Annotated in this window: 18 protein-coding genes; 17 read left to right on the top strand and 1 reads right to left on the bottom strand. The window is 31.2% G+C overall.

The annotated features are described in order from the left end of the window. Positions 1–21 precede the first annotated feature (21 nt). The 11 genes from ACJAX4_RS12870 (at position 22) to ACJAX4_RS12920 (ending at position 11,759) form a co-directional block, all read left to right on the top strand. Complete coding sequence (locus ACJAX4_RS12870) at positions 22–2,097, top strand: methyl-accepting chemotaxis protein (protein ID WP_435789862.1); 2,076 nt, start codon at positions 22–24, stop codon at positions 2,095–2,097. Between the two features lie 200 nt (positions 2,098–2,297). Further along, positions 2,298–3,398, top strand: coding sequence for a Gfo/Idh/MocA family protein (locus tag ACJAX4_RS12875; protein WP_435789863.1), 1,101 nt, complete (start codon positions 2,298–2,300; stop codon positions 3,396–3,398). 14 nt (positions 3,399–3,412) lie between these two features. Then, complete coding sequence (locus ACJAX4_RS12880; RefSeq protein ID WP_435789864.1) at positions 3,413–4,186, top strand: sugar phosphate isomerase/epimerase family protein; 774 nt, start codon at positions 3,413–3,415, stop codon at positions 4,184–4,186. A gap of 1 nt (position 4,187) precedes the next feature. Further along, positions 4,188–5,108 carry a sugar phosphate isomerase/epimerase family protein gene (locus tag ACJAX4_RS12885; RefSeq protein WP_435789865.1) on the top strand — a complete coding sequence of 307 codons (921 nt, stop codon included), beginning with the start codon at positions 4,188–4,190 and terminating at the stop codon, positions 5,106–5,108. A gap of 22 nt (positions 5,109–5,130) precedes the next feature. After that, a complete protein-coding gene (locus ACJAX4_RS12890; RefSeq protein WP_435789866.1) occupies positions 5,131–6,159 on the top strand; it encodes a Gfo/Idh/MocA family protein in 1,029 nt (342 codons plus the stop codon). Positions 6,160–6,252: 93 nt separating this feature from the next. Beyond that, entirely contained in the window at positions 6,253–7,101 is an 849-nt protein-coding gene (locus ACJAX4_RS12895; protein ID WP_435789867.1) for an AraC family transcriptional regulator, read from the top strand. Positions 7,102–7,121: 20 nt separating this feature from the next. After that, positions 7,122–7,613, top strand: coding sequence for a DUF6106 family protein (locus ACJAX4_RS12900; RefSeq protein ID WP_435789868.1), 492 nt, complete (start codon positions 7,122–7,124; stop codon positions 7,611–7,613). A gap of 78 nt (positions 7,614–7,691) precedes the next feature. Continuing rightward, on the top strand, positions 7,692–8,447 hold the full coding sequence (locus tag ACJAX4_RS12905; protein WP_435789879.1) for an ABC transporter ATP-binding protein: 756 nt from the start codon (positions 7,692–7,694) through the stop codon (positions 8,445–8,447). Next, a complete protein-coding gene (locus tag ACJAX4_RS12910) occupies positions 8,422–9,564 on the top strand; it encodes an ABC transporter permease (protein ID WP_435789869.1) in 1,143 nt (380 codons plus the stop codon). Before ACJAX4_RS12905 ends, ACJAX4_RS12910 begins: the two co-directional genes overlap by 26 nt. Before the next feature lie 8 nt (positions 9,565–9,572). Continuing rightward, the gene (locus ACJAX4_RS12915; protein ID WP_435789870.1) at positions 9,573–10,739 is read left to right on the top strand and encodes an ABC transporter permease; all 1,167 of its coding nucleotides are present in this window, start codon (positions 9,573–9,575) and stop codon (positions 10,737–10,739) included. Positions 10,740–10,751: 12 nt separating this feature from the next. Beyond that, the gene (locus ACJAX4_RS12920) at positions 10,752–11,759 is read left to right on the top strand and encodes a lysostaphin resistance A-like protein (RefSeq protein ID WP_435789871.1); all 1,008 of its coding nucleotides are present in this window, start codon (positions 10,752–10,754) and stop codon (positions 11,757–11,759) included. Positions 11,760–11,903: 144 nt separating this feature from the next. On the opposite strand, the gene ACJAX4_RS12925 is transcribed toward ACJAX4_RS12920, so the two are convergent. After that, a complete protein-coding gene (locus tag ACJAX4_RS12925) occupies positions 11,904–12,326 on the bottom strand; it encodes a hypothetical protein (RefSeq protein WP_435789872.1) in 423 nt (140 codons plus the stop codon). 202 nt (positions 12,327–12,528) lie between these two features. On the opposite strand from ACJAX4_RS12925, the gene ACJAX4_RS12930 reads away from it, so the two are divergent. The 6 genes from ACJAX4_RS12930 to ACJAX4_RS12955 all read left to right on the top strand — a co-directional run bounded on the left by ACJAX4_RS12930 (position 12,529) and on the right by ACJAX4_RS12955 (position 19,312). Next, a complete protein-coding gene (locus ACJAX4_RS12930; RefSeq protein WP_435789873.1) occupies positions 12,529–12,654 on the top strand; it encodes a hypothetical protein in 126 nt (41 codons plus the stop codon). Positions 12,655–12,707: 53 nt separating this feature from the next. Then, a complete protein-coding gene (gene mgrA / locus ACJAX4_RS12935) occupies positions 12,708–13,697 on the top strand; it encodes an L-glyceraldehyde 3-phosphate reductase (RefSeq protein ID WP_435789874.1) in 990 nt (329 codons plus the stop codon). 144 nt (positions 13,698–13,841) lie between these two features. Beyond that, positions 13,842–15,737: a beta-N-acetylhexosaminidase gene (locus ACJAX4_RS12940; RefSeq protein ID WP_435789875.1), complete on the top strand. Its 1,896-nt coding sequence runs from the start codon at positions 13,842–13,844 to the stop codon at positions 15,735–15,737. A gap of 63 nt (positions 15,738–15,800) precedes the next feature. After that, positions 15,801–17,129: a ferredoxin reductase family protein gene (locus tag ACJAX4_RS12945; protein WP_435789876.1), complete on the top strand. Its 1,329-nt coding sequence runs from the start codon at positions 15,801–15,803 to the stop codon at positions 17,127–17,129. A 219-nt stretch (positions 17,130–17,348) separates the two neighbouring features. After that, complete coding sequence (locus ACJAX4_RS12950; RefSeq protein WP_435789877.1) at positions 17,349–18,308, top strand: zf-HC2 domain-containing protein; 960 nt, start codon at positions 17,349–17,351, stop codon at positions 18,306–18,308. A gap of 299 nt (positions 18,309–18,607) precedes the next feature. Beyond that, positions 18,608–19,312, top strand: a complete 705-nt coding sequence (locus ACJAX4_RS12955) for an ABC transporter ATP-binding protein (RefSeq protein ID WP_435789878.1) — start codon at positions 18,608–18,610, stop codon at positions 19,310–19,312. Positions 19,313–19,411: the final 99 nt, after the last annotated feature.

Below are 19,411 nucleotides of genomic sequence, written 5' to 3' on the forward strand. Positions count from 1 at the left end.
TAAGAATAGGGGAGTGCTGTTATGAAAATGCAAATGAAAATGAAAAAAGCAAGAAAAGTAAAAAAAGCGAGAAAATCTTCGATTAAGACAAAATTAATTATGATTCCGTTAGTTGTTATGTTTATATCAATTTCAACAATAGGTGTTATATCTTCATTGTCTCTTAGATCAAGTTTGCTTAAACAGACAAAGTCAGATACTGTACTCCTTGCAAATAAGGTAGCATCACAGGTAGTTAACAACAAACTGTCTTTAAGAACCATTAATACAATGATAGAAGATAAAATTAGAACGGTAGAAAATATTGTTATATCAGATAAGGACATTTTAAGTAGTGACCTTCTGAAAAGGATTGCAGAAAGTGCAAATGTAGATGAAATACATTGGTATTCTGCTGAAGGAGTGATTATTTATTCGAATGTTGATTCTTACATTGGAAGTAAGCCTAAAAAAGGTCAACCTGTAGATGATTTTAGACTAAGTGGGAAAAATGAGCTTATGGATGAATTAAGAAAGGAGCCAGATTCGGATAATTATAATAAGTATGGATACCTAAAGAATAATGATAATACATTTATACAAGTAGGTATAAGGGGAAATGAAGTTGAAGCATTAACCAAGAAATTTAGTTATCAAACATTGGTTGAAAATTTAGTAAAAGATAAGAATATTGTTTACGCAATTTTTGTTGATAAAAATTTAAAAGCAGTTGCAAACGGTGATAAAAAGAAAATAGGAATTAAGCTTACAGATGAAGGTAGTAAAGTAGCTGCAGTAGAAGGCGAAATGTTTGATTCCATCATCTACTATAAAACTGAAGACACTTCTAAGGCAATTATGGTACAAGATGTTTTAGTTCCTGTTGTTCTAGACGCAGAACGACTTGGGGCAATAAAGCTCGGAATTTCAATGAAAGAAGTTAATTTAGCTATAAATAAGAATATTCTTATTATTCTGGTATCGGGATTTGCTGCTTTTGCTATTCTTGCTTTCTTTTCATTTAAAACGTCTAATTATGCAATACAAGCAATTGCTAAATTAAAGGGAGTTTTAGGAACCATGTCACTAGGTGATTTTACAAAAGAAATACCTAAAGAGCTATTAAATAAAATTGATGAATTTGGAGAAATGGCCAAGGCATTAGATAAAATGAAAAATGATATCAAGGGAATAATCAAAAATGTAGGAAATTCATCCGAGCAGGTAGCATCATCATCAAAAGAATTAACAGCTAGTAGTTATCAGTTATCAGAAGTATCAGGGGAAATATCAATGGCTATAGAAGAAATCGCAGTGGGGGCTAATGATCAAGCAAAAGAAGCAGAAAAAGGAGTTATAAATGTAAATGTGCTAGGTCAATGTATAGCCGAAAATCAAAATATGATGGGCAAATTAAATAAGGCTTTAGAGGAAGTTAATAAACAAACAAATGAAGGCTTTGAAACATTAAAATATTTAATTGAAAAAACAACAGATAGTAGTAATGCAACTAGCGATATACAGCTTAATATTATTCAAACAAACGAGAGCGCAGGAAAGATAGAAAAAGCTAGTGAAATGATTAAAACCATTGCAGATCAAACAAATCTCTTAGCACTAAACGCCGCGATAGAAGCAGCTAGGGCAGGCGAGGCAGGACGGGGATTTGCAGTAGTAGCGGATGAAGTAAGAAAGCTAGCAGTACAGTCTAATGATTTTACTTCTGAAATTACAAAAGTAATTCAAGAACTTTCTAATAAGACTGAAAATGCAGTTAAGACTATGAAAAAAGTAGAAGGATTTACAGCAGCTCAGACTCAAAGTGTTTATAACACAAATGAGAAGTTTGAGGGTATTTCAAATACAATGAGGGAAATGAAATTAATTATACAAACATTAAATGAATCTGGACAAGAAATGGGCAATAAAAAAGAAGAAATTATTGAAATGATAGCAAACCTATCTTCTATTTCAGAGGAAAATGCTGCAAGCACTGAAGAAACTTCAGCGTCTGTTGAAGAACAAACAGCCTCAGTTAATGAGATGGCAAAAGCTAGTGAAGTTTTAGCCGAATTAGCAGAAAATATGGAGAAAAACATAGCTCAATTTAAATACTAAGGCAAATGCTATCTAGAGATAATTCCTTATCTATAGATAGTATTTTTCTTGATGGTATATATATTGTAAAATAGCAATATTTGAGAAGATGTTAGCAATCTATGGGGAGAAATAGAACACATAAAGGTATAATATAATATATGTAAACGGTAAATATTTATTAAAGCACTATATAAAAAAATAGAGAGGCTGGTGTGATAATGGAAAATATAAATGTAGTGAAAAAATTAAAAATAGCTATAATTGGTTGTGGAGGTATTGCAAATGGAAAGCACATGCCTAGTTTATCCAAAATAGCTGAGGTAGAGATGGTGGCATTCTGTGATACAGATAAGGAAAAAGCAGAAAAGGCAGCTAAAGAGTTTGGATGTGAGAGTGCAAAGGTATATGTAGATTACAAAGAACTTTTATTAGATAAAAGTATAGATGTAGTCCATGTATGTACACCCAATAGATCGCATAGTTTTATTACTGTAGATGTTTTGGAAGCTGGAAAGCATGTAATGTGTGAAAAACCAATGGCGAAAACCTCAAAAGAAGCCAGAGTTATGCTTGAAGCTGCGGAGCATACAGGCAAGAAACTAACTATAGGTTATCAAAATAGATTTAGAGGAGACTCCATGTATCTTAAGAAAACTTGTGAAAATGGAGCTCTAGGTGATGTATATTTTGCAAAAGCGCATGCAATAAGGAGAAGAGCAGTCCCAACTTGGGGAGTATTTCTTAATGAATTTGAGCAAGGTGGAGGACCATTAATAGATATTGGGACTCATGCACTAGATTTGACACTTTGGATGTTAGACAACTATAAACCTAAATATGTGGTTGGTAATGTATATCATAAACTTAGTAGTAAAAAGGATGCTGCAAATGCATGGGGACCTTGGGATCCAGAAAAATTTACTGTAGAAGATTCAGCTTTTGGATTTATTACAATGGAAAATGGAGCAACTATAGTTTTAGAATCAAGCTGGGCACTTAATAGTCTTGATGTTGCAGAAGCTCAGACAACTCTTTGTGGAACAGAGGGTGGAGCTGACATGAAAGATGGACTCAGACTTAATGGAGAAAATTTAGGAAGGCTTTATGAAACTAAAGTTGATTTTAGTTCTGGTGGTGTAGCGTTTTATGAAGGAACTTCCGACGACCCAGCAGAAGTAGAAGCAAGGCAGTGGATAAATTGTATATTAGAGGATAAAGAACCTGTAGTAACACCTAGACAGGCACTTGTAGTTACGGAAATACTTGAAGCAATATATGAGTCTTCTAAAACTGGAAAACCAGTATATTTAAATAAATAAGAGGAGGAATTTGAATGACCAGGTCTTTAGAGATGAAAACACCTATAGGACTTCAACTGTGGAGCGTTAAAGATGAAATGGAAAAAGATTTTAAAGGCACATTACAGAAAGTTTCTGAAATAGGATTTGATGGAGTTGAATTTGCTGGATATGGTGGACTTAGTAGCTCAGAACTTAAGTCACTACTTGCATGCCTTAAATTAAAGGTTTGCGGAAGCCATGTATCGCTTTCAGAACTCACGGAAAATATTGATGCTGTAATAAAGTATAACTTAGAAATCGGAAATAAATATATAATATGCGCATATGCAGAGATTAAAAGTAAACAGGATGTTTTAGCTCTAGCTGCAAAGTTAAATGTCATTGGACAAAAATGTAAAGATAACGGGTTAATCTGTGGATATCATAATCATGCTCATGAATTTAAAGAATTTGACGGTGAGTACGGACTAGATATAATATACAGTAAAACAGATTCAGATCTTGTGAAGGGGGAAATTGACACCTATTGGGTAGAATACGCTGGGGTAAATGTTGTTGATTTTATTAAAAAGCATGCTGGGCGCTTCCCACTTATTCACATAAAGGATATGCAAAAGGTAGGGGATAAGACAGAGTCTACTGAAGTAGGAAATGGGATAATGAATATTTCTTCTATAATATGTGAGGCAGAAAAACAGGGGGCGCAGTGGCTAATAATTGAGCAAGAGTATTTTACTAGACCGTCCCTTGAAAGCGTAGAAATAGGGTATAACAATCTAAAAAATTTAGTTACGAAGGGGTGTTAATATGTATTTAGGATTTTTAACAGGATGTCTTGGAAGTATACCACTTAAAGAAAAAGCTAAATGGGCAAGTGAACAAGGGTTTAAAGCTTTAGAACTTTCCTGTTGGCCAAGGACTAATATTCGTGATTATTCAGGAAGTGAAATAGATGTAGCGAACTTTACCAAGGATGATGCAGATGAAATTTTAAAATATTTTAAAGAATATGGTTTAACAATTTCATCTATTGCTTATTATGACAATAATTTAGATAGAGATTTAGAAAAGAGAAAGTTTGTAAATAATCATTTCAAGAAATGTGTTGATGCAGCAGTTTTACTTGGAGTACCTTCAGTTGGAACATTTATTGGTAGAAATATTGATAAATCCATAGAAGATAACTTTGATGAATTCGAGGTGGTATTTAAAGATTTGGTTGCTTATGCTGAACTTAAAGGAATAAAAGTAATGATTGAAAACTGTCATATGGTGGGATGGCAAGCTCCTGGACAGCCAGGAACTATTTCTTTTAGTCCAGAACTTTGGAGAGAAATGTTTAAAAGAGTTCCTAGTAAAAACTTCGGGTTAAATTATGATCCATCTCATTTAGTTGGTATGCTTATAGATTACATTAACCCAATCAAAGAATTTAAGGATAGAATATTCCATGTACATGCTAAGGATACAGAGGTTCTTCAAGATAAACTTAAAGAGTATGGTGTGTTTAATAAACAATTAAATACTAATGAGGGATTTGGTTTTTGGGTTCCTAAAATGCCAGGACTTGGTCAAGTTAATTGGGAAAAGTTTATTTCTACGTTAAATCAAATAGGGTACGAGGGAGTAGTAAGTATTGAACATGAAGATCCAGATTATGAAGGCAGTGAAGAAAAAATAAAACAAGGATTAAAACTTGGCAACGAATACTTAAAAAAATTGTTATAGTATTATTTAGGAGATGAAAAAAATGAAAATATTTAAAGTGGCTATTATTGGTTGTGGAAATATATTTCCTATGCATGCACAATCAATAAAGGGATTAGAAAATACAAAAATTGTTGCGGTTTGCGATGTTAAAAAAGTAAGAGCCATGGATAAAGCAAAACAATATGATTGTAACTATTATACGGATTATAAAGAAATGCTGTCAAAAGAAGAAGTAGATGTAGTACATATATGTCTGCCTCACTATTTACATGCGCAGGTTTCAATATGCGCTTCAAACCAGGGGAAACATGTGCTAACTGAAAAACCAATGTCTATTAAACTTAGCGATGCAGAGGCTATGATAAAGGCTGCTAAGGAGAACAATGTTACCCTCGGCGTTATATTTCAAAATAGATACAATCCAGGATCAAGGCTAATTAAAAACACCCTGGAGTCGGGAGAACTCGGCAAAATACTAGCCGGTAAACTTCAAGTTACTTGGAATCGGTCTGACGAGTATTATAGTCACAGTGATTGGAAAGGTACCTGGGATATGGAGGGTGGCGGAGTTATAATTGATCAAGCTATTCATACCATGGATTTAATGAGATGGTTTGTTGATAGTGATATAGAATATATTGATGCAAATATAAGCAATAGAGCTCATGAAATAATAGAGGTAGAAGATTCTGCAGAAGGAGTTATAAAATATAGGAATGGTGTAGTTACGGCTTTTCATGCTATTAACTACTACACATATGATTCACCAGTAGAAATTGAGCTTCACTGCGAAAAAGGAATTGCAACGATGGTAGGAGATAGAGCACATGTAAAACTTAATGATGGAAGAGAGTTCATCGCTGATACTAATACCTCTGAGGCTTTTAGCTATGGGGATGGTGTTAAGGGTTATTGGGGTGTAAGTCATACAAAACAAATAAGAAATTACTATTCTTCCATTAGTGCTGGACTTCCGCCTGATATAAATGGGGAAGAGGCTATAAAAACACAAAAAATGATATGTGGCATCTATGAATCTGGAACAAAAAGAGTTAAAATAGAGTTATAGCAGAAATTAGCAAATGGTATACGAGTAAATGCTTGTATACCTTATTTGATTATAAGTGGTTTTATATAATGTAGAAGGTAATGGAGGGATATAATGCAGGGAAACCTTGAAAAAACAGTATTAGAGCCGGATTTTCCTTTTAGACTATTTTTAAATGAGGGATATTCAAGTACTCCTCACCACTTTCATGAAGATATAGAGATTATATATCTAGTAGAGGGCCTAGTTAAAGTAGCTATTAACAATGAAATATATAATTTGAATAAGGGAGATATACTCTTTATAGGTTCAGGTGCTGTACATTGTTTTTTTGAGGAAAGGGGACTCAGTACAAGAGCTGTAATTCAATTTAGAATGTCTGTTTATGATACTTTCCTTTATGGCGATGAGGATACCAAGGGTATTAGGCCCACCTTCAATAAATCTATGCATCTAACCCCAGGAACACAAATGCATACTCTCATGGAAAAACAGATACAAGAATTAATTAAGGAACATAGTGAAGCAAAGGAAGGATACAAGCTTTTTTTAAAGGGAAGATTATATGATTTGGCTGGAATATTGCTTCGATATATGCCTAAAGGTATATATTCCAAAGAGTCAGAGAGTCACCAAATGGAGAAACTGGGGAGACTTTCAAAAGTGTTTGAATATGTAGAAGACAATTATCAAGATGGTATTGATTTAGATGAGATTTCAAAGGTGGCGGGTTTTAGTAAGTATCATTTTTCTAGGTTCTTTAAGGAGAATGCTGGGGTGACTTTTTTAGATTATCTAAATAATTTTAAAATAACAAAAGCGGAATGGTTTCTTTATTATGATAAGAGCTCTATTTTAGAGGTAGCTTATAAGTCAGGGTTTAATAGTGTTAAAACCTTTAATAGGGTATTTAAGAATTTAAAAGGATGTGCACCAATGGAATACAAAAATTCTATAAAATAGACAAAAGAGGGGGAAATAAAATGGATCATTTTTATGAACAACTAGTAAGAACAAATAAAACGGTTTTTTACAAAATAGTAAAGGTGGCAACATATGTATTTTCATTTTTTGCTCTAATAACTCTAACGGAAAATTTTATTTTTACAATAGTATCATTAATTGTGGCTGCTGCATGCTTTTTTTATAAGCAAAATTTATTTGTAGAGTATGAGTATCAATTTACTAATGGAGATATCGACATAGAAAAAATACTAGAAATGAAAAAAAGAAAAAAGGTTACTACTTTTAATATCAAAGAGGTGGCTCTACTTGCACCCCAAAATAGTGTTTTTGTAAAAGATTTTTCTAACAAACCAGGAGATATAGTAAAGTGTTATCATGATGATCAGGAGGCAAAGGTATATGTTGCAATGGTTACAGAAGGAAACAACAAGATGCAACTTATGTTTACGCCAAACGAAAAATTTTTAGATCTTTGCTATAAATCTAATCCAAGGGCAGTGAAAAAGTAAAAAAACGTGTTGAGGTTTAATAGAAATATATAGTATAATACTCTTATATTTACAAAGAAGAAAAAGGGTGTGGAAGCATTGATTGAAGTAAATGGATTGTACAAGAAATATAGTAAAAAGGTACTGGCATTAAAAAATGTGACCTTTAGTATAAAGGCAGGAGAAATTGTAGGGCTCCTTGGAGAGAATGGAGCTGGGAAAACTACTACTCTTAGAATTCTTGCTACAATTTTAAAATCTACAAAAGGAACTGCTGTAATTGATGGTTATGATGTTCAAAAATATGGTGAAAAGGTTAGGGGATCAATTGGAGCGCTATTTGGTGGGGATGTAGCTCTTTATGAAAGACTAACTGCAAGAGAGAATATTGAATTTTTTGGACAACTTTATGATATGAAAAAGGAAGAGCTTAATAATAGAATTAAACATTTATCAGAATATTTTCAGTTTGAAGATTACTTAGACACGAAAGCATCAGAATTATCTAGAGGTATGAAGCAAAAGATAGCTATTGCAAGAGCTATAGTTCATGACCCTAAAGTTATGCTTCTAGATGAGCCTACTACAGGACTTGACGTTGTTGCAAGAAGACTGTTATATGATTTAATTCTAAAGTGGTCAAAGGAAGGAAAAACGATTCTATTTTCCAGCCATTCTATAAGTGAAATAGAAAGACTTTGTCAAAGGGTAATTATAATAAATAAAGGCAAATTAATTGAGGAAGGAACGGACAGTTACCTAAAAGGGAAATATTCGCTAGATAACTTGGAAGATATCTTTATTCACTTAATAACAGATGGGGTAGAGAATGAATACAATATTAAACATATTTAAACATGAATTTAAGATGTATATAAGAGATAAAAAATTGATTGTAAATACACTGTTGATTCCAATACTAGTTTATCCCGTAGTAATTGCAGTAGTAGCATTTGGTGCATTTATTTCTATAAAAAGCGATGTTTCCGGGATAAAGGTTAGTTTTGAAGGACACAATGTAGAAGTTATGGAAGCTATGAAGAAAACCGAGGGAGTAAAAATATTTGATGACAAAGTTTATAGTGATAGTGATATATTAGATAGGACAATTGATGCTATTATTGTACTTTCTGAGAATAAAAATCAGGAGATATTGATTAAATATGATTCAACAAAAAAGAGTTTCTTAATTGACAGGATTACGAAGAGTATTGAGAGTGTAAAAGAGGAGTATATTACCTCGGAGCTCCAGGCAAAAGGACTTAAATATAAAAATATAAACCCAATAACCTTACGGCCCCTAAGTGAAAATGGCAAGGAAATGGACATGATGTCAGTAATGGTTAGCATTCTACTTCCCCTGGTGTTTCTTTTATTACCAATGATTTCAACATCTTATTTAACTACAGATATAGCTGCAGGAGAAAAAGAAAAAAATACTTTAGAGCCTTTTTTATGCACCAAATGTCCTAGATATAAAATTCTACTGGGCAAGCTACTTTTCGTATCAATCGTAAGTGTAATTATTTCAATAATATCTATATTGGTGTTAGGATTAACAGGAATAGCTGTAATTTTAGCTTTTAAATTTAAAATGACTTCAATTAATATGAATGTTTATGGGATTATGATAAGTCTAGTTATACTAATGCTTACGGTGATATTTATAAGTGCATTGCAATTAACACTTAGTTTCTTTGCTAAAAATTATAAGGAAAGCCAAATGTTGGTTTTGCCTCTTTTAATTCTAATAATGGTTCCAATAGTTATGTCTATGTTTCTTCCGGAAAGCCCGATATTATACCATATGCCTATATTTAATGTGGTGTTATTATTAAAACAACTTACGGCAGGGATTGTTAATTTCGTAAATGTTTTTATAGTTATTGGATGGTTAGTTATATATATAATTATAAGTGTAGCATTATGTATTATGTCCATAAACAGTGAAAAATTTATATTTAGGGTATAGGTGAGAAGATGTTTTATGCGGTCTTAAAAAAAGAGTTAAGAAATTTTATTCGGGATAAAAAGAGTTTAATCTCATTTTTTTTAATCCCGATTCTAATGTATATATATATGTTTAATATGGAAGGCGTTATTAACAAAATGGCGGATGGAGCATCAAAAGATAGCTCGAACTTTAAGCTTAAAATAGTAGTACAAAAGGATGAGAAGTCACAGGATTTAATACAAAAAATAGTGACAATGGATAAAAACATGAAGGTAGTAATAGGAGAAGCTGTAGTAATTAATGAAGATTATGATTTAGTGTTAGAATTTCCGAAAGGATTTTCAAATGACATGGAGATAGGAAGGCAAATAGAAATAAATGCCTATAGAAAAACTACTGACCTAATAGATGAAAATTACACTAGAATAGAAAAGCTAATACAAGATTATGAAATGGAATTAGTAAGCAATACATTAAGTTCAAAGGATATAGACATGAAAATATTAGATAGTTATTCGTCTAAAAAGGTGAATGTATCTGAGGTAACAGAGGAGCAAATGGGATTTTTTTATATATTACCAATGTGTATTTTATTATTTCCTCTCAGCATTGGAATGCAAGTGGTTACAGAAATTTGTGTGACAGAGAAGGAAAGAGGTACTTTAGAAGCATTGCTATTAACAAAGGCTAAGAGAAAGACTGTTATAGGAGCTAAATATGCTGCTCTTCTAGTAATTGTTTTAGCAGAAATTTTAATTTCGTTAGGAGCATTTATAATAGTATCAAAGGTATCTAGCACTGAACTTATAAATATTAATACATTAACCACTATAAATATTATTATAATGATATTTATGATAATATTAACGTATATTGGAATTTCACTTGTGCAATTTATGATCGGATTATATGCTAAAAATTTTAAAGAGGCACAAGCGTATATGACTATAGTATTCTTTTTCATCATAATACTTAATTACTTATTCATTTTTATCGACATTAAGAATTTAAGCTATATATTTTTAAATATACCAATTATAAACTCCATAGCTATTTTAAATGAGATTCTTTTAGGAATATTAAATATGGAGCATTTGATTATTGTAGGAGCTTGGCTTATTATGTATATTGTTGTACTAGCATTTATTGCAGTTAGGGTTGTATTTAAAGAAACTATGCTTTTAAGAAGATAAAGGAGCGAATTTATGGAAAATAAAAAGACACTATTAGCTAATATCTTATTATTAGCGGCGCTATCGTTATTTGTTTTAATACCTATTATAATAGGTAATTCATTTGGATTAAATGATGATATAAAAGAAAATACTTCACTAATTATTTCTGGTGGTGCTAGTATTATAGCACTTGGTGGAATCACTTTATTATATTGTAAGATTACAAAACGAAGTTTTAAAAATGTAATGGTAATTAAGAAAATTTCTCTAAAACAAGTTATTTTAGTTATGGTTGCATCAGTTGGCACATATATTTTTGCTATTGGTATTAATGCTATAAGCATGCAGTTATTCCCCGTTGTAATAGAGGATAGCAAGGTAATATCTGATTTGCTAACTAATAGTTCAACATTATTGGGTTTAATAGTGGTAGTATTGATCCCAGCATTTTTTGAAGAAATATTCTTTAGAGGAATTTTTTTAGATGCATATGAAGGAATGAATAAAAAATTAAAATATTTTATAATAACTGCAATATTTGCAAGTTTCCATGGGAATCTAATGCAAATTATCTATGTAATGTTTTTAGGAATTATTTTACTAAAGATACGAGAATATACGGGATCGCTTGTAGGAAGTATGGTACTTCACGCAGCGAATAATGCAATATCTTTTACTATAAGTAAAGTAGCAATGGCTTTCATGAAGCTTCAGGAAACTGGAATAGAAAACGGTGTTATAGACCCAGTAAAAGAAACGGCGACAGCGGATGCAATGAATGTAAGCCTTTCCTCATCGCTGATTAGTGCATCAGTACTTTTTATAATTGGAGGGACTATATTATTTATAAGTCTAAGAAAACTTAAGCAGTATAAAGAGGAACATGAAGGCTTAGAGTTAGTTCAAGAAGATTATATGGAGACAAGAGACGATTACGTAGAAATAAAAGAAGAGTATAGCGATGTAGATAAAAAGCAATATATACCATTAGCTATATATTTTGTTGTTATGACGATACTCGTGGTTTTAAGTTATTAAAGCATTCTACTCAGTAGGCATGGATAGTATGGAATAAGAAAAAGTTTTTATGTTCATAAACTATATGATAATTAGTCCATGAAATAAAAATTATTTTAGCAATGAAGGTAGCAGGAGTTATAAACCCTGCTACCTATTTTTTTATTAGTTGTTTACTTTGTGAGAAATATGAATTATATCTGATATAACATTTTTATTCCTTTTATATAAAATATAGTCTGTAACAATCATAGCAGTTACAATTGTAAAAAATTCAATAATAATGTTAATGTTAATATCTATTATATATATTGAAATGTTTATAAGTATAAATAAAATAGCGAATATACCCCATGCTATAAACCCTGCATGCCGGTATCTTATATATCCATGAACTGACTTGAACCTTTTAAAGCCAGTATAAAGTTCTCCGTTCTCATTTATTTTATTATTTCCTTGATTAATTATTGAATTACGATAATTTTCATCTGTATTTAATTTATGTGCTTTCTTAAACATCATTAACATTTGACCGAGGCACAGTAAATCAAATAGTGATTCAAGCAATCCAAACAACAACCCAACCATATAGCTTACCTCCTAAATAATAGAAATCATAGTGCGGTATAAAATACATTTGTTTTTTATTCAATTATATATTACATAAATATAAATTTCAAATATTCACATACGAGTATAAATTGTTAATATTGAATGATATGGTATAATAAGACTATATGAAGGATTACGGAGGTCTTATAATACATAAAACTTCTAAGGAGGCATTGTTATGGAAACATGGAGAACATTTGGCATTATTGCTGTAGTTGTATATACAGTTATATATCTAAATTTCCGATATTTCATTACTACAAATAAGTTGAATCCAAATAAAGTATCAAAACTTTTCTATTAGTATTCATTAAATGTCAATTTAGGGAATCAAAATATATAACAGGAGATGATACAATGCCATATTTAGCAGATGGTGAAAGATATTCTGAAATGAAGTACAATAGATGTGGAAAAAGTGGGCTGAAGTTGCCAGCGATTTCTTTAGGACTTTGGCACAACTTTGGAGGAGTAGATAACTTTGAAAATGGAAGAGAAATGGTGTTACGTGCCTTTGATTTAGGTATAACCCATTTTGATCTTGCTAATAATTACGGACCTCCAGCGGGCTCTGCAGAAGAAAATTTCGGTAAAATCTTAAATAAAGATCTTAAACAATATAGAGATGAGATTATAATATCCTCAAAAGCAGGGTACGTAATGTGGCCAGGACCATATGGTGACATGGGGTCAAAGAAGTATATGATTGCAAGTTTAGACCAAAGTCTTAAAAGAATGGGTTTAGATTATGTTGATATATTCTACTCTCATAGACCAGATCCTAATACACCAATGGAGGAGACAATGGGAGCCTTAGATCTTATGGTGCGTCAAGGTAAAGCTCTTTATGTAGGGATATCTTCCTATAATCTTGAACAGACAAGAGAAGCAGCAAAAATTCTTAAGAGATTAGGTACACCTTGTACGATACATCAGCCAAAATACTCTATGCTTAACCGTTGGATTGAAGGCGATGTTCAAGATTTATTTATTGAGGAAGGAATAGGTAGTATTGCATTTTGTCCGTTAGCACAGGGATTACTAACAAATAAATACCTTAATGGAATTCCAGAGGATTCAAGAGCTGCTTCTAAGACAGGATTTTTGCATGAAAAGGAAATATCTGAAGAGGTTGTTAGTAAAGTTAAATCTTTAAATGAAATAGCTTCTAAAAGAGGTCAAAGTATGGCTCAAATGTCACTCGCATGGGCTCTTCGTGAAGGTAGACTTACCTCAGCAATAATTGGAGCCAGCAGAGTAAGTCAAATAGAAGAGAATGTAAAAGCTTTAGATAATCTTGGATTTACTACTGAAGAACTTGTGAAAATTGATGGGATTTTAAGATAGAATATACCCTATAGAGTAGCAATTTTTAAAAAAACTACTTTATAGGGGATTTTTTTATAAAATAATGAAAAGCAGAAATGGTTGCAATAAACTACACAAATTATTTTTATTACTCATATGATGTATAAGAAGGGGGAGGTCAAAATGGCTAGAAAACAGCTTTTAATTGTTCCAGTACCTGAACAAATTATAAATTATGAGGGCGCTTTTACGTTTTCAAATGAAGCTTATATTTATATTGAAGAAAAGGATAAAGAAGAGCTATTTAAAACCAGTAAGGCACTAAAAAAAGCAATCATTGAGTATACCTCTATTTGTGTTGATATTTTAACAGGAAGTGACAATTTTTTAGAATGCGGAATATCAATAATAAGAGACAATAATCTTTTAAATGAAGAATACAAACTTGAAATTAATGAAGGTGGAATTATAATCTATTATGGTTCTGTAGCAGGAGCTTTTTATGGTACTATAACTTTGAAGCAAATTATAAATCACTATAAACGTTATATACCATGTATGACAATTAAGGATAAACCTGATTTTAAAGTAAGAGGCGTAATGCTTGATATAAGTAGAAACAAAATTCCGCAAATGAAAACTCTGTTTAAATTAATTGATGTGTTCGCAGATCTTAAAATAAATCAGATACAGCTATATATTGAAGGGTTTGCTTTTGCTTATCAATCCATGTCTGATTTGTGGAAACATGAAAACCCAATAACTGGAGAAGAGATTTTAGAGATTAATGCTTATTGCATGGATAGATTTATAGAACTCGTACCTAATCAAAATAGCTTTGGACATATGGAAAGCTGGCTTGAAAAAGATAAATTTAAGCAATTAGCTGAAGCACCAGAAGGTTGTTTAGACGCATATGGATATAATACTAAATCGGGTACCCTTAATCCAGAAGATCCAAGGTCTATTGAGCTTGTAGATAAAATTTATGGAGACTTAATACCTTACTATACATCAAATCTTTTAAATGTTGGATGTGATGAACCTTTTGAACTGGGCAGAGGGAAAAGTAAGGAGCTAAGTGATAAAATTGGGGTTGGAAATATATATCTTAATTATATTAAGAAAATATACGGGTTAACAAAGAAGTATAATAAAAAAATGATGATGTGGGGCGATATTATAACCCAACACCCTGAATTAATCCCACAACTCCCAAAAGATATGATCGCGTTAGAGTGGGGATATGAAAAAAACCATCCTTTTGAAGAGAATTGTAGAAATTATTTTGAAAATAAAGTGCCATTTTACGTATGTCCTGGTACGAGTAGTTGGAATTCTATCTCAGGTCGTACAGATAATATGAAAGGTAGTTTATTAAACGCCGCTATAAGTGGTAAAAAATATGGAGCTGAAGGATTTCTTATAACTGATTGGGGAGATAATGGCCATTGGCAATACTTACCTTTTAGTTATCCAGGATTTATTTATGGTGCTGCACTCAGCTGGAATGTGGAAAAAAATACGGATGTTAATATAGCAGCCTATATCGATAAATTCATAACACTTGATAATAACAATATAAGTGGAAAATTTATTATGGACCTTGGAAACTATTATAATATAGAAAAAGAATATTTATCAAATCGGACAAATATTTTCTCCATTTTATTTTCTAATAATGATGATTATAAATGGGTTGATAAAATGGATATAGAAACATTATTTGACATAAAAAAATATGTTGATAAATTAATGAATAGTGTTAAATTTTCTGATATTAAGTCTAAAGATTCACAGCTCCTATATAAGGAACTTAAAAGTGCAGCACAACTTATAAAGATTAGCGCTGATATAGGAATTGTAAAAAAACACATAAAGGGGAATTCTGAAAAAGACATTTATGAGGAAATAATCATAAGTACTATTGACCAAATGAGGGTGCTTATTAAAGATTATAAAGAAATATGGCTTGAGAGGAATAGATTAGGTGGACTCGAAAAAAGTATTTATAGATTAGAAAATACTCTAAGATATTATGAGGCACTATTAATTAAAAAGGAGCTAACTACTGGTTAGTTCCTTTTCCATTGCAATAATTACTTAATATTATAAATATAAAAAGGAGATGTTTGTATCAAGATGAAAAAGATGTTATGGATTTTGTTGTATTTCCTGTCACCAGCATTACCTGTATATTTTTATATAGTCCAAGTAGCAAAAAATAACAATGATCTTCTGTTTCTAATAGGGGGAGCACTAGGGATATGTTCCTACGTGTTTTTTGTAAATCAATTTATAATTACTGCTAGGCCAAAGTTTATTGAAAGAAACTTTGGAATGGATAAAATGTATAGATTCCATATGGTTATGGCTATAGTTGCATTTATTTTTGGGCTTATACATAGCCAGATCAAGGATAGTTATTTTCGCGATTCGTTTCAAACAACATTAGGAAGTGCTACTCTTGTGATATTTGGTGCAATCATTGTTATTAGTACGCTATTAATGATTAACAAGCTATTTTTTAAAATTAAAATAGTAGATGAGGTAAGAAATTTATTAAAGAAATTAATAAAACCAAAGCATGAATTTCTTATTGCAGTTCATAACATTACTGTAATAGGAGTTTGTATTTTATTAATTCATATACTTTTAAGTGAATCGGTAAAGACAAATATTCCATTAGAAATAACACTTACTGTTTACTTTGCAATAGCTTTATCTATGTATTTAAATCATAAAGTATTAAAAAGAAGTATTGCAAAGAGCAAGGAATATACTATATCAGATATTGTAAAGGAAAGAGAAAATATAATTACCCTAAAGTTAAAGCCTAAAAATAATAAATTATTTAATTATAAACCAGGACAATTTTTATATGTTAAGCTTTATAATACAGAAATCCCAAAAGATGAACATCCTTTTACTATATCTTCCAGACCGGCAGAGAAGGATTATGTTTCTGTAACAGTTAAGCAACTTGGAGACTTTACCAACAGCATTGTGAAAGCAAAGATAGGTAATAAAGCATACGTTGACGGTAGTTTTGGTTGTTTTACTTATTTAGATTTACCAAAAGATAATAAGCTTTGCTTTATTGCTGGAGGAATTGGAATAACACCATTTTTAAGTATGTTAAGGTATTTAAATGTAAAAGAAAAAGCAAGAGAAGTTATTTTGATTTGGGGTGTTCGCGATAATAGTGAATTAATTTGCTATGAAGAGCTAAATTCAATAGCAAGTAACATGAAAAATCTAACCATTATCGCTGTACTATCTTCAGATAAAAAATATAATGGAGAGCAAGGATATGTGGATGGTGCTAGAGTTAAGAGATTATTAAAAGATAATCTTGATTACGATTTTTTCTTATGCGGACCGAAAGTTATGATGGAGAAGGTAGTCGTAGACTTAAAAATATTTAATATTGATTCAAATAAAATTCATTTTGAAAAATTTTCAATTTAATAAAACAACATGACATTTAACGTGATAATTAACATTACAATTAGCACGTTATTTTTGTTGATAGTAATTGCTAAAAAGTATAGAGGTACATTGTTTACATAAATCATTTAGGTGTAAATTGTATTGTATGGGTGGGACAAGGTATAATTGGAATATAACACAAGAGGAACGGGTTGTTTTTTATAGAGGTAAACAGAAGTTAATGAAGGAGGGACAAGAATGAAAAAAGAATTAACATGCAGCATCGTACAGGATTTGTTTCCGAATTATATTGAAAAACTTACAAGCGAAGATACAAATCGAGCTGTACAAGAGCATTTAAGAACTTGTTCAGAATGTAAAAACACGTATGAACAAATGATTTCAGATATTGGAAAAACTGATAAAATCCCAACAATAGAGCTTAAATTTCTTAAGAAAGTCAAGAAAACGAGAATATTAGCAGCAACACTATGTGTAATTTTAACAGTAGTTCTTTCCAATTTTTTGTATACTATTGAATTTAAACATACTATTGATAAAACTGATTTGTCCAGTGGAATCACGGAATTTATTAAACCTTTTGATGGTGCAGTAGAAGCGTATGTCCTAGAAACAAAAGAAATTAATGGTACACTTCTGGCTTCTTTCAAAGGTCGAAACCATGAATCTGTAAATGGGATTGCAAAATTTATAAAGGGAATTAATAATAAATATAGGATTGTACAAACAAAGATTGAATCATCTGAGTATTCCACGGTTGTACAGTTCTATCCCATTGAGATAAAAGACGAGAGATACATTGCTGTCAGCGCCTATAACCTATCAGATGAGATTAAATACTATGGATTGGACTATTGGACCTATTCGAATTCAGACTATCATTCAGAGGATAGAGTGACGGAATCTGTAAAATTTGAAGTGGAAAACCAACAGTTTATGGAAGTATATAAAGTCAAAGAAGTAGAAAATCTTCTTTTAGAATCGGTCGAAAAGAATTTGCACAGTTTTCAGCTAGTAGAAACATCTGTTTATGATGTAGATGGTATTGAGATAACTGAGAATTTTAGAATTCCAGAAGACAGCATTAAAAATATAAGCAGTGGAGCCGGTAAAGCTGAATTGTTCTTACTGTATATCTATATATTAATTGTATTAGGCATTGGAATAATAATGACGAGATATTTTTTAATAGAATAATCTGAACTAAGGGAATTTAAATGGCGTCCTAATAAACTGGAGTGTTTACAACAACATTACATTATAACCTTGATTTAATCAACAAGAGCTTAAACAAATGCTCTTGTTTTATTTTTTTATTTAAGTTTTTGTTCTATATTATCGTTATAAAGATATCCAATTTTATAGTAAGCTTGTTTCTGATTTATATCTAAAAACGTTCAAGCGTCAGTGGGGAATATTTCTATCATTCTGAGGGGAAAACAAGATGGAATAGAAATGAGAAACATTTTGAAAATATAGAATTAGGAGATTAAAAAATGAAGAATTTTATACAATTAAAGAATGTAAAAAAGACTTATACCATGGGAGAAGTAATAATAAAAGCGGTAGATGATGTTTCATTTTCCATCGAAAAGGGAGAATTTGTTGTGGTTATTGGTGCTAGTGGTGCAGGGAAAACCACAATACTAAATCTTTTAGGTGGTATGGATCAAGTTACTAGTGGAAATATTCTTGTAGATGGTAATGAGATAAGTGGATATAACAAAAAAATGCTTACAAAATACAGGCGTGATGAAATAGGATTTGTATTTCAATTTTATAATTTAGTTCAAAATCTAAATGCAATAGAAAATGTAGAGCTCGCAGTTGAAATATGTAAAAATCCTATGAATCCTGTGGAAATACTTGAAAACGTTGGACTAAAAGATAGAATGAACAATTTCCCATCACAACTTTCAGGAGGGGAACAGCAAAGAGTATCCATAGCAAGAGCACTTTCTAAAAATCCTAAGTTACTTCTTTGCGATGAACCTACAGGAGCACTTGACTATAATACCGGTAAAGAAATACTTAAGCTATTATCTGATACATCGAAAAAACAAGGGATGACTGTTATAGTTATTACTCATAACTCTGCTCTAACCCCTATTGCAGACAAGATAATAACAGTAAAAAATGGGAAAGTTCACAGCGTTGTGAAAAATGATAATCCAATGTCCATAGAAAAGTTGGAGTGGTAATAATGAGGAAAACATTTTTTAAAAATTTATTTAGGGATATAAGAAAGACACTTTCAAGATTTTTATCTATTGAAATAATTATTGCAATGGGAGTAGCTT

Origin of the sequence: Clostridium sp. (assembly GCF_051278035.1) — a bacterium.
Lineage (GTDB): Bacteria > Bacillota > Clostridia > Clostridiales > Clostridiaceae > Clostridium_AD.

What these genes read in the sequence shown, in the direction of transcription:
- ACJAX4_RS12870 (WP_435789862.1), top strand. Translation starts at nt 22, where the DNA reads ATGAAAATGCAAATGAAAATGAAAAAAGCAAGAAAAGTAAAAAAAGCG.
- ACJAX4_RS12900 (WP_435789868.1), top strand. Translation starts at nt 7,122, where the DNA reads ATGGATCATTTTTATGAACAACTAGTAAGAACAAATAAAACGGTTTTT.
- ACJAX4_RS12940 (WP_435789875.1), top strand. Translation starts at nt 13,842, where the DNA reads ATGGCTAGAAAACAGCTTTTAATTGTTCCAGTACCTGAACAAATTATA.
- ACJAX4_RS12915 (WP_435789870.1), top strand. Translation starts at nt 9,573, where the DNA reads ATGTTTTATGCGGTCTTAAAAAAAGAGTTAAGAAATTTTATTCGGGAT.
- ACJAX4_RS12930 (WP_435789873.1), top strand. Translation starts at nt 12,529, where the DNA reads ATGGAAACATGGAGAACATTTGGCATTATTGCTGTAGTTGTATATACA.
- ACJAX4_RS12920 (WP_435789871.1), top strand. Translation starts at nt 10,752, where the DNA reads ATGGAAAATAAAAAGACACTATTAGCTAATATCTTATTATTAGCGGCG.
- ACJAX4_RS12955 (WP_435789878.1), top strand. Translation starts at nt 18,608, where the DNA reads ATGAAGAATTTTATACAATTAAAGAATGTAAAAAAGACTTATACCATG.
- ACJAX4_RS12910 (WP_435789869.1), top strand. Translation starts at nt 8,422, where the DNA reads ATGAATACAATATTAAACATATTTAAACATGAATTTAAGATGTATATA.
- ACJAX4_RS12950 (WP_435789877.1), top strand. Translation starts at nt 17,349, where the DNA reads ATGAAAAAAGAATTAACATGCAGCATCGTACAGGATTTGTTTCCGAAT.
- ACJAX4_RS12880 (WP_435789864.1), top strand. Translation starts at nt 3,413, where the DNA reads ATGACCAGGTCTTTAGAGATGAAAACACCTATAGGACTTCAACTGTGG.
- ACJAX4_RS12925 (WP_435789872.1), bottom strand. Translation starts at nt 12,326, where the DNA reads ATGGTTGGGTTGTTGTTTGGATTGCTTGAATCACTATTTGATTTACTG.
- ACJAX4_RS12895 (WP_435789867.1), top strand. Translation starts at nt 6,253, where the DNA reads ATGCAGGGAAACCTTGAAAAAACAGTATTAGAGCCGGATTTTCCTTTT.
- ACJAX4_RS12885 (WP_435789865.1), top strand. Translation starts at nt 4,188, where the DNA reads ATGTATTTAGGATTTTTAACAGGATGTCTTGGAAGTATACCACTTAAA.
- ACJAX4_RS12890 (WP_435789866.1), top strand. Translation starts at nt 5,131, where the DNA reads ATGAAAATATTTAAAGTGGCTATTATTGGTTGTGGAAATATATTTCCT.
- ACJAX4_RS12945 (WP_435789876.1), top strand. Translation starts at nt 15,801, where the DNA reads ATGAAAAAGATGTTATGGATTTTGTTGTATTTCCTGTCACCAGCATTA.
- mgrA (WP_435789874.1), top strand. Translation starts at nt 12,708, where the DNA reads ATGCCATATTTAGCAGATGGTGAAAGATATTCTGAAATGAAGTACAAT.
- ACJAX4_RS12875 (WP_435789863.1), top strand. Translation starts at nt 2,298, where the DNA reads ATGGAAAATATAAATGTAGTGAAAAAATTAAAAATAGCTATAATTGGT.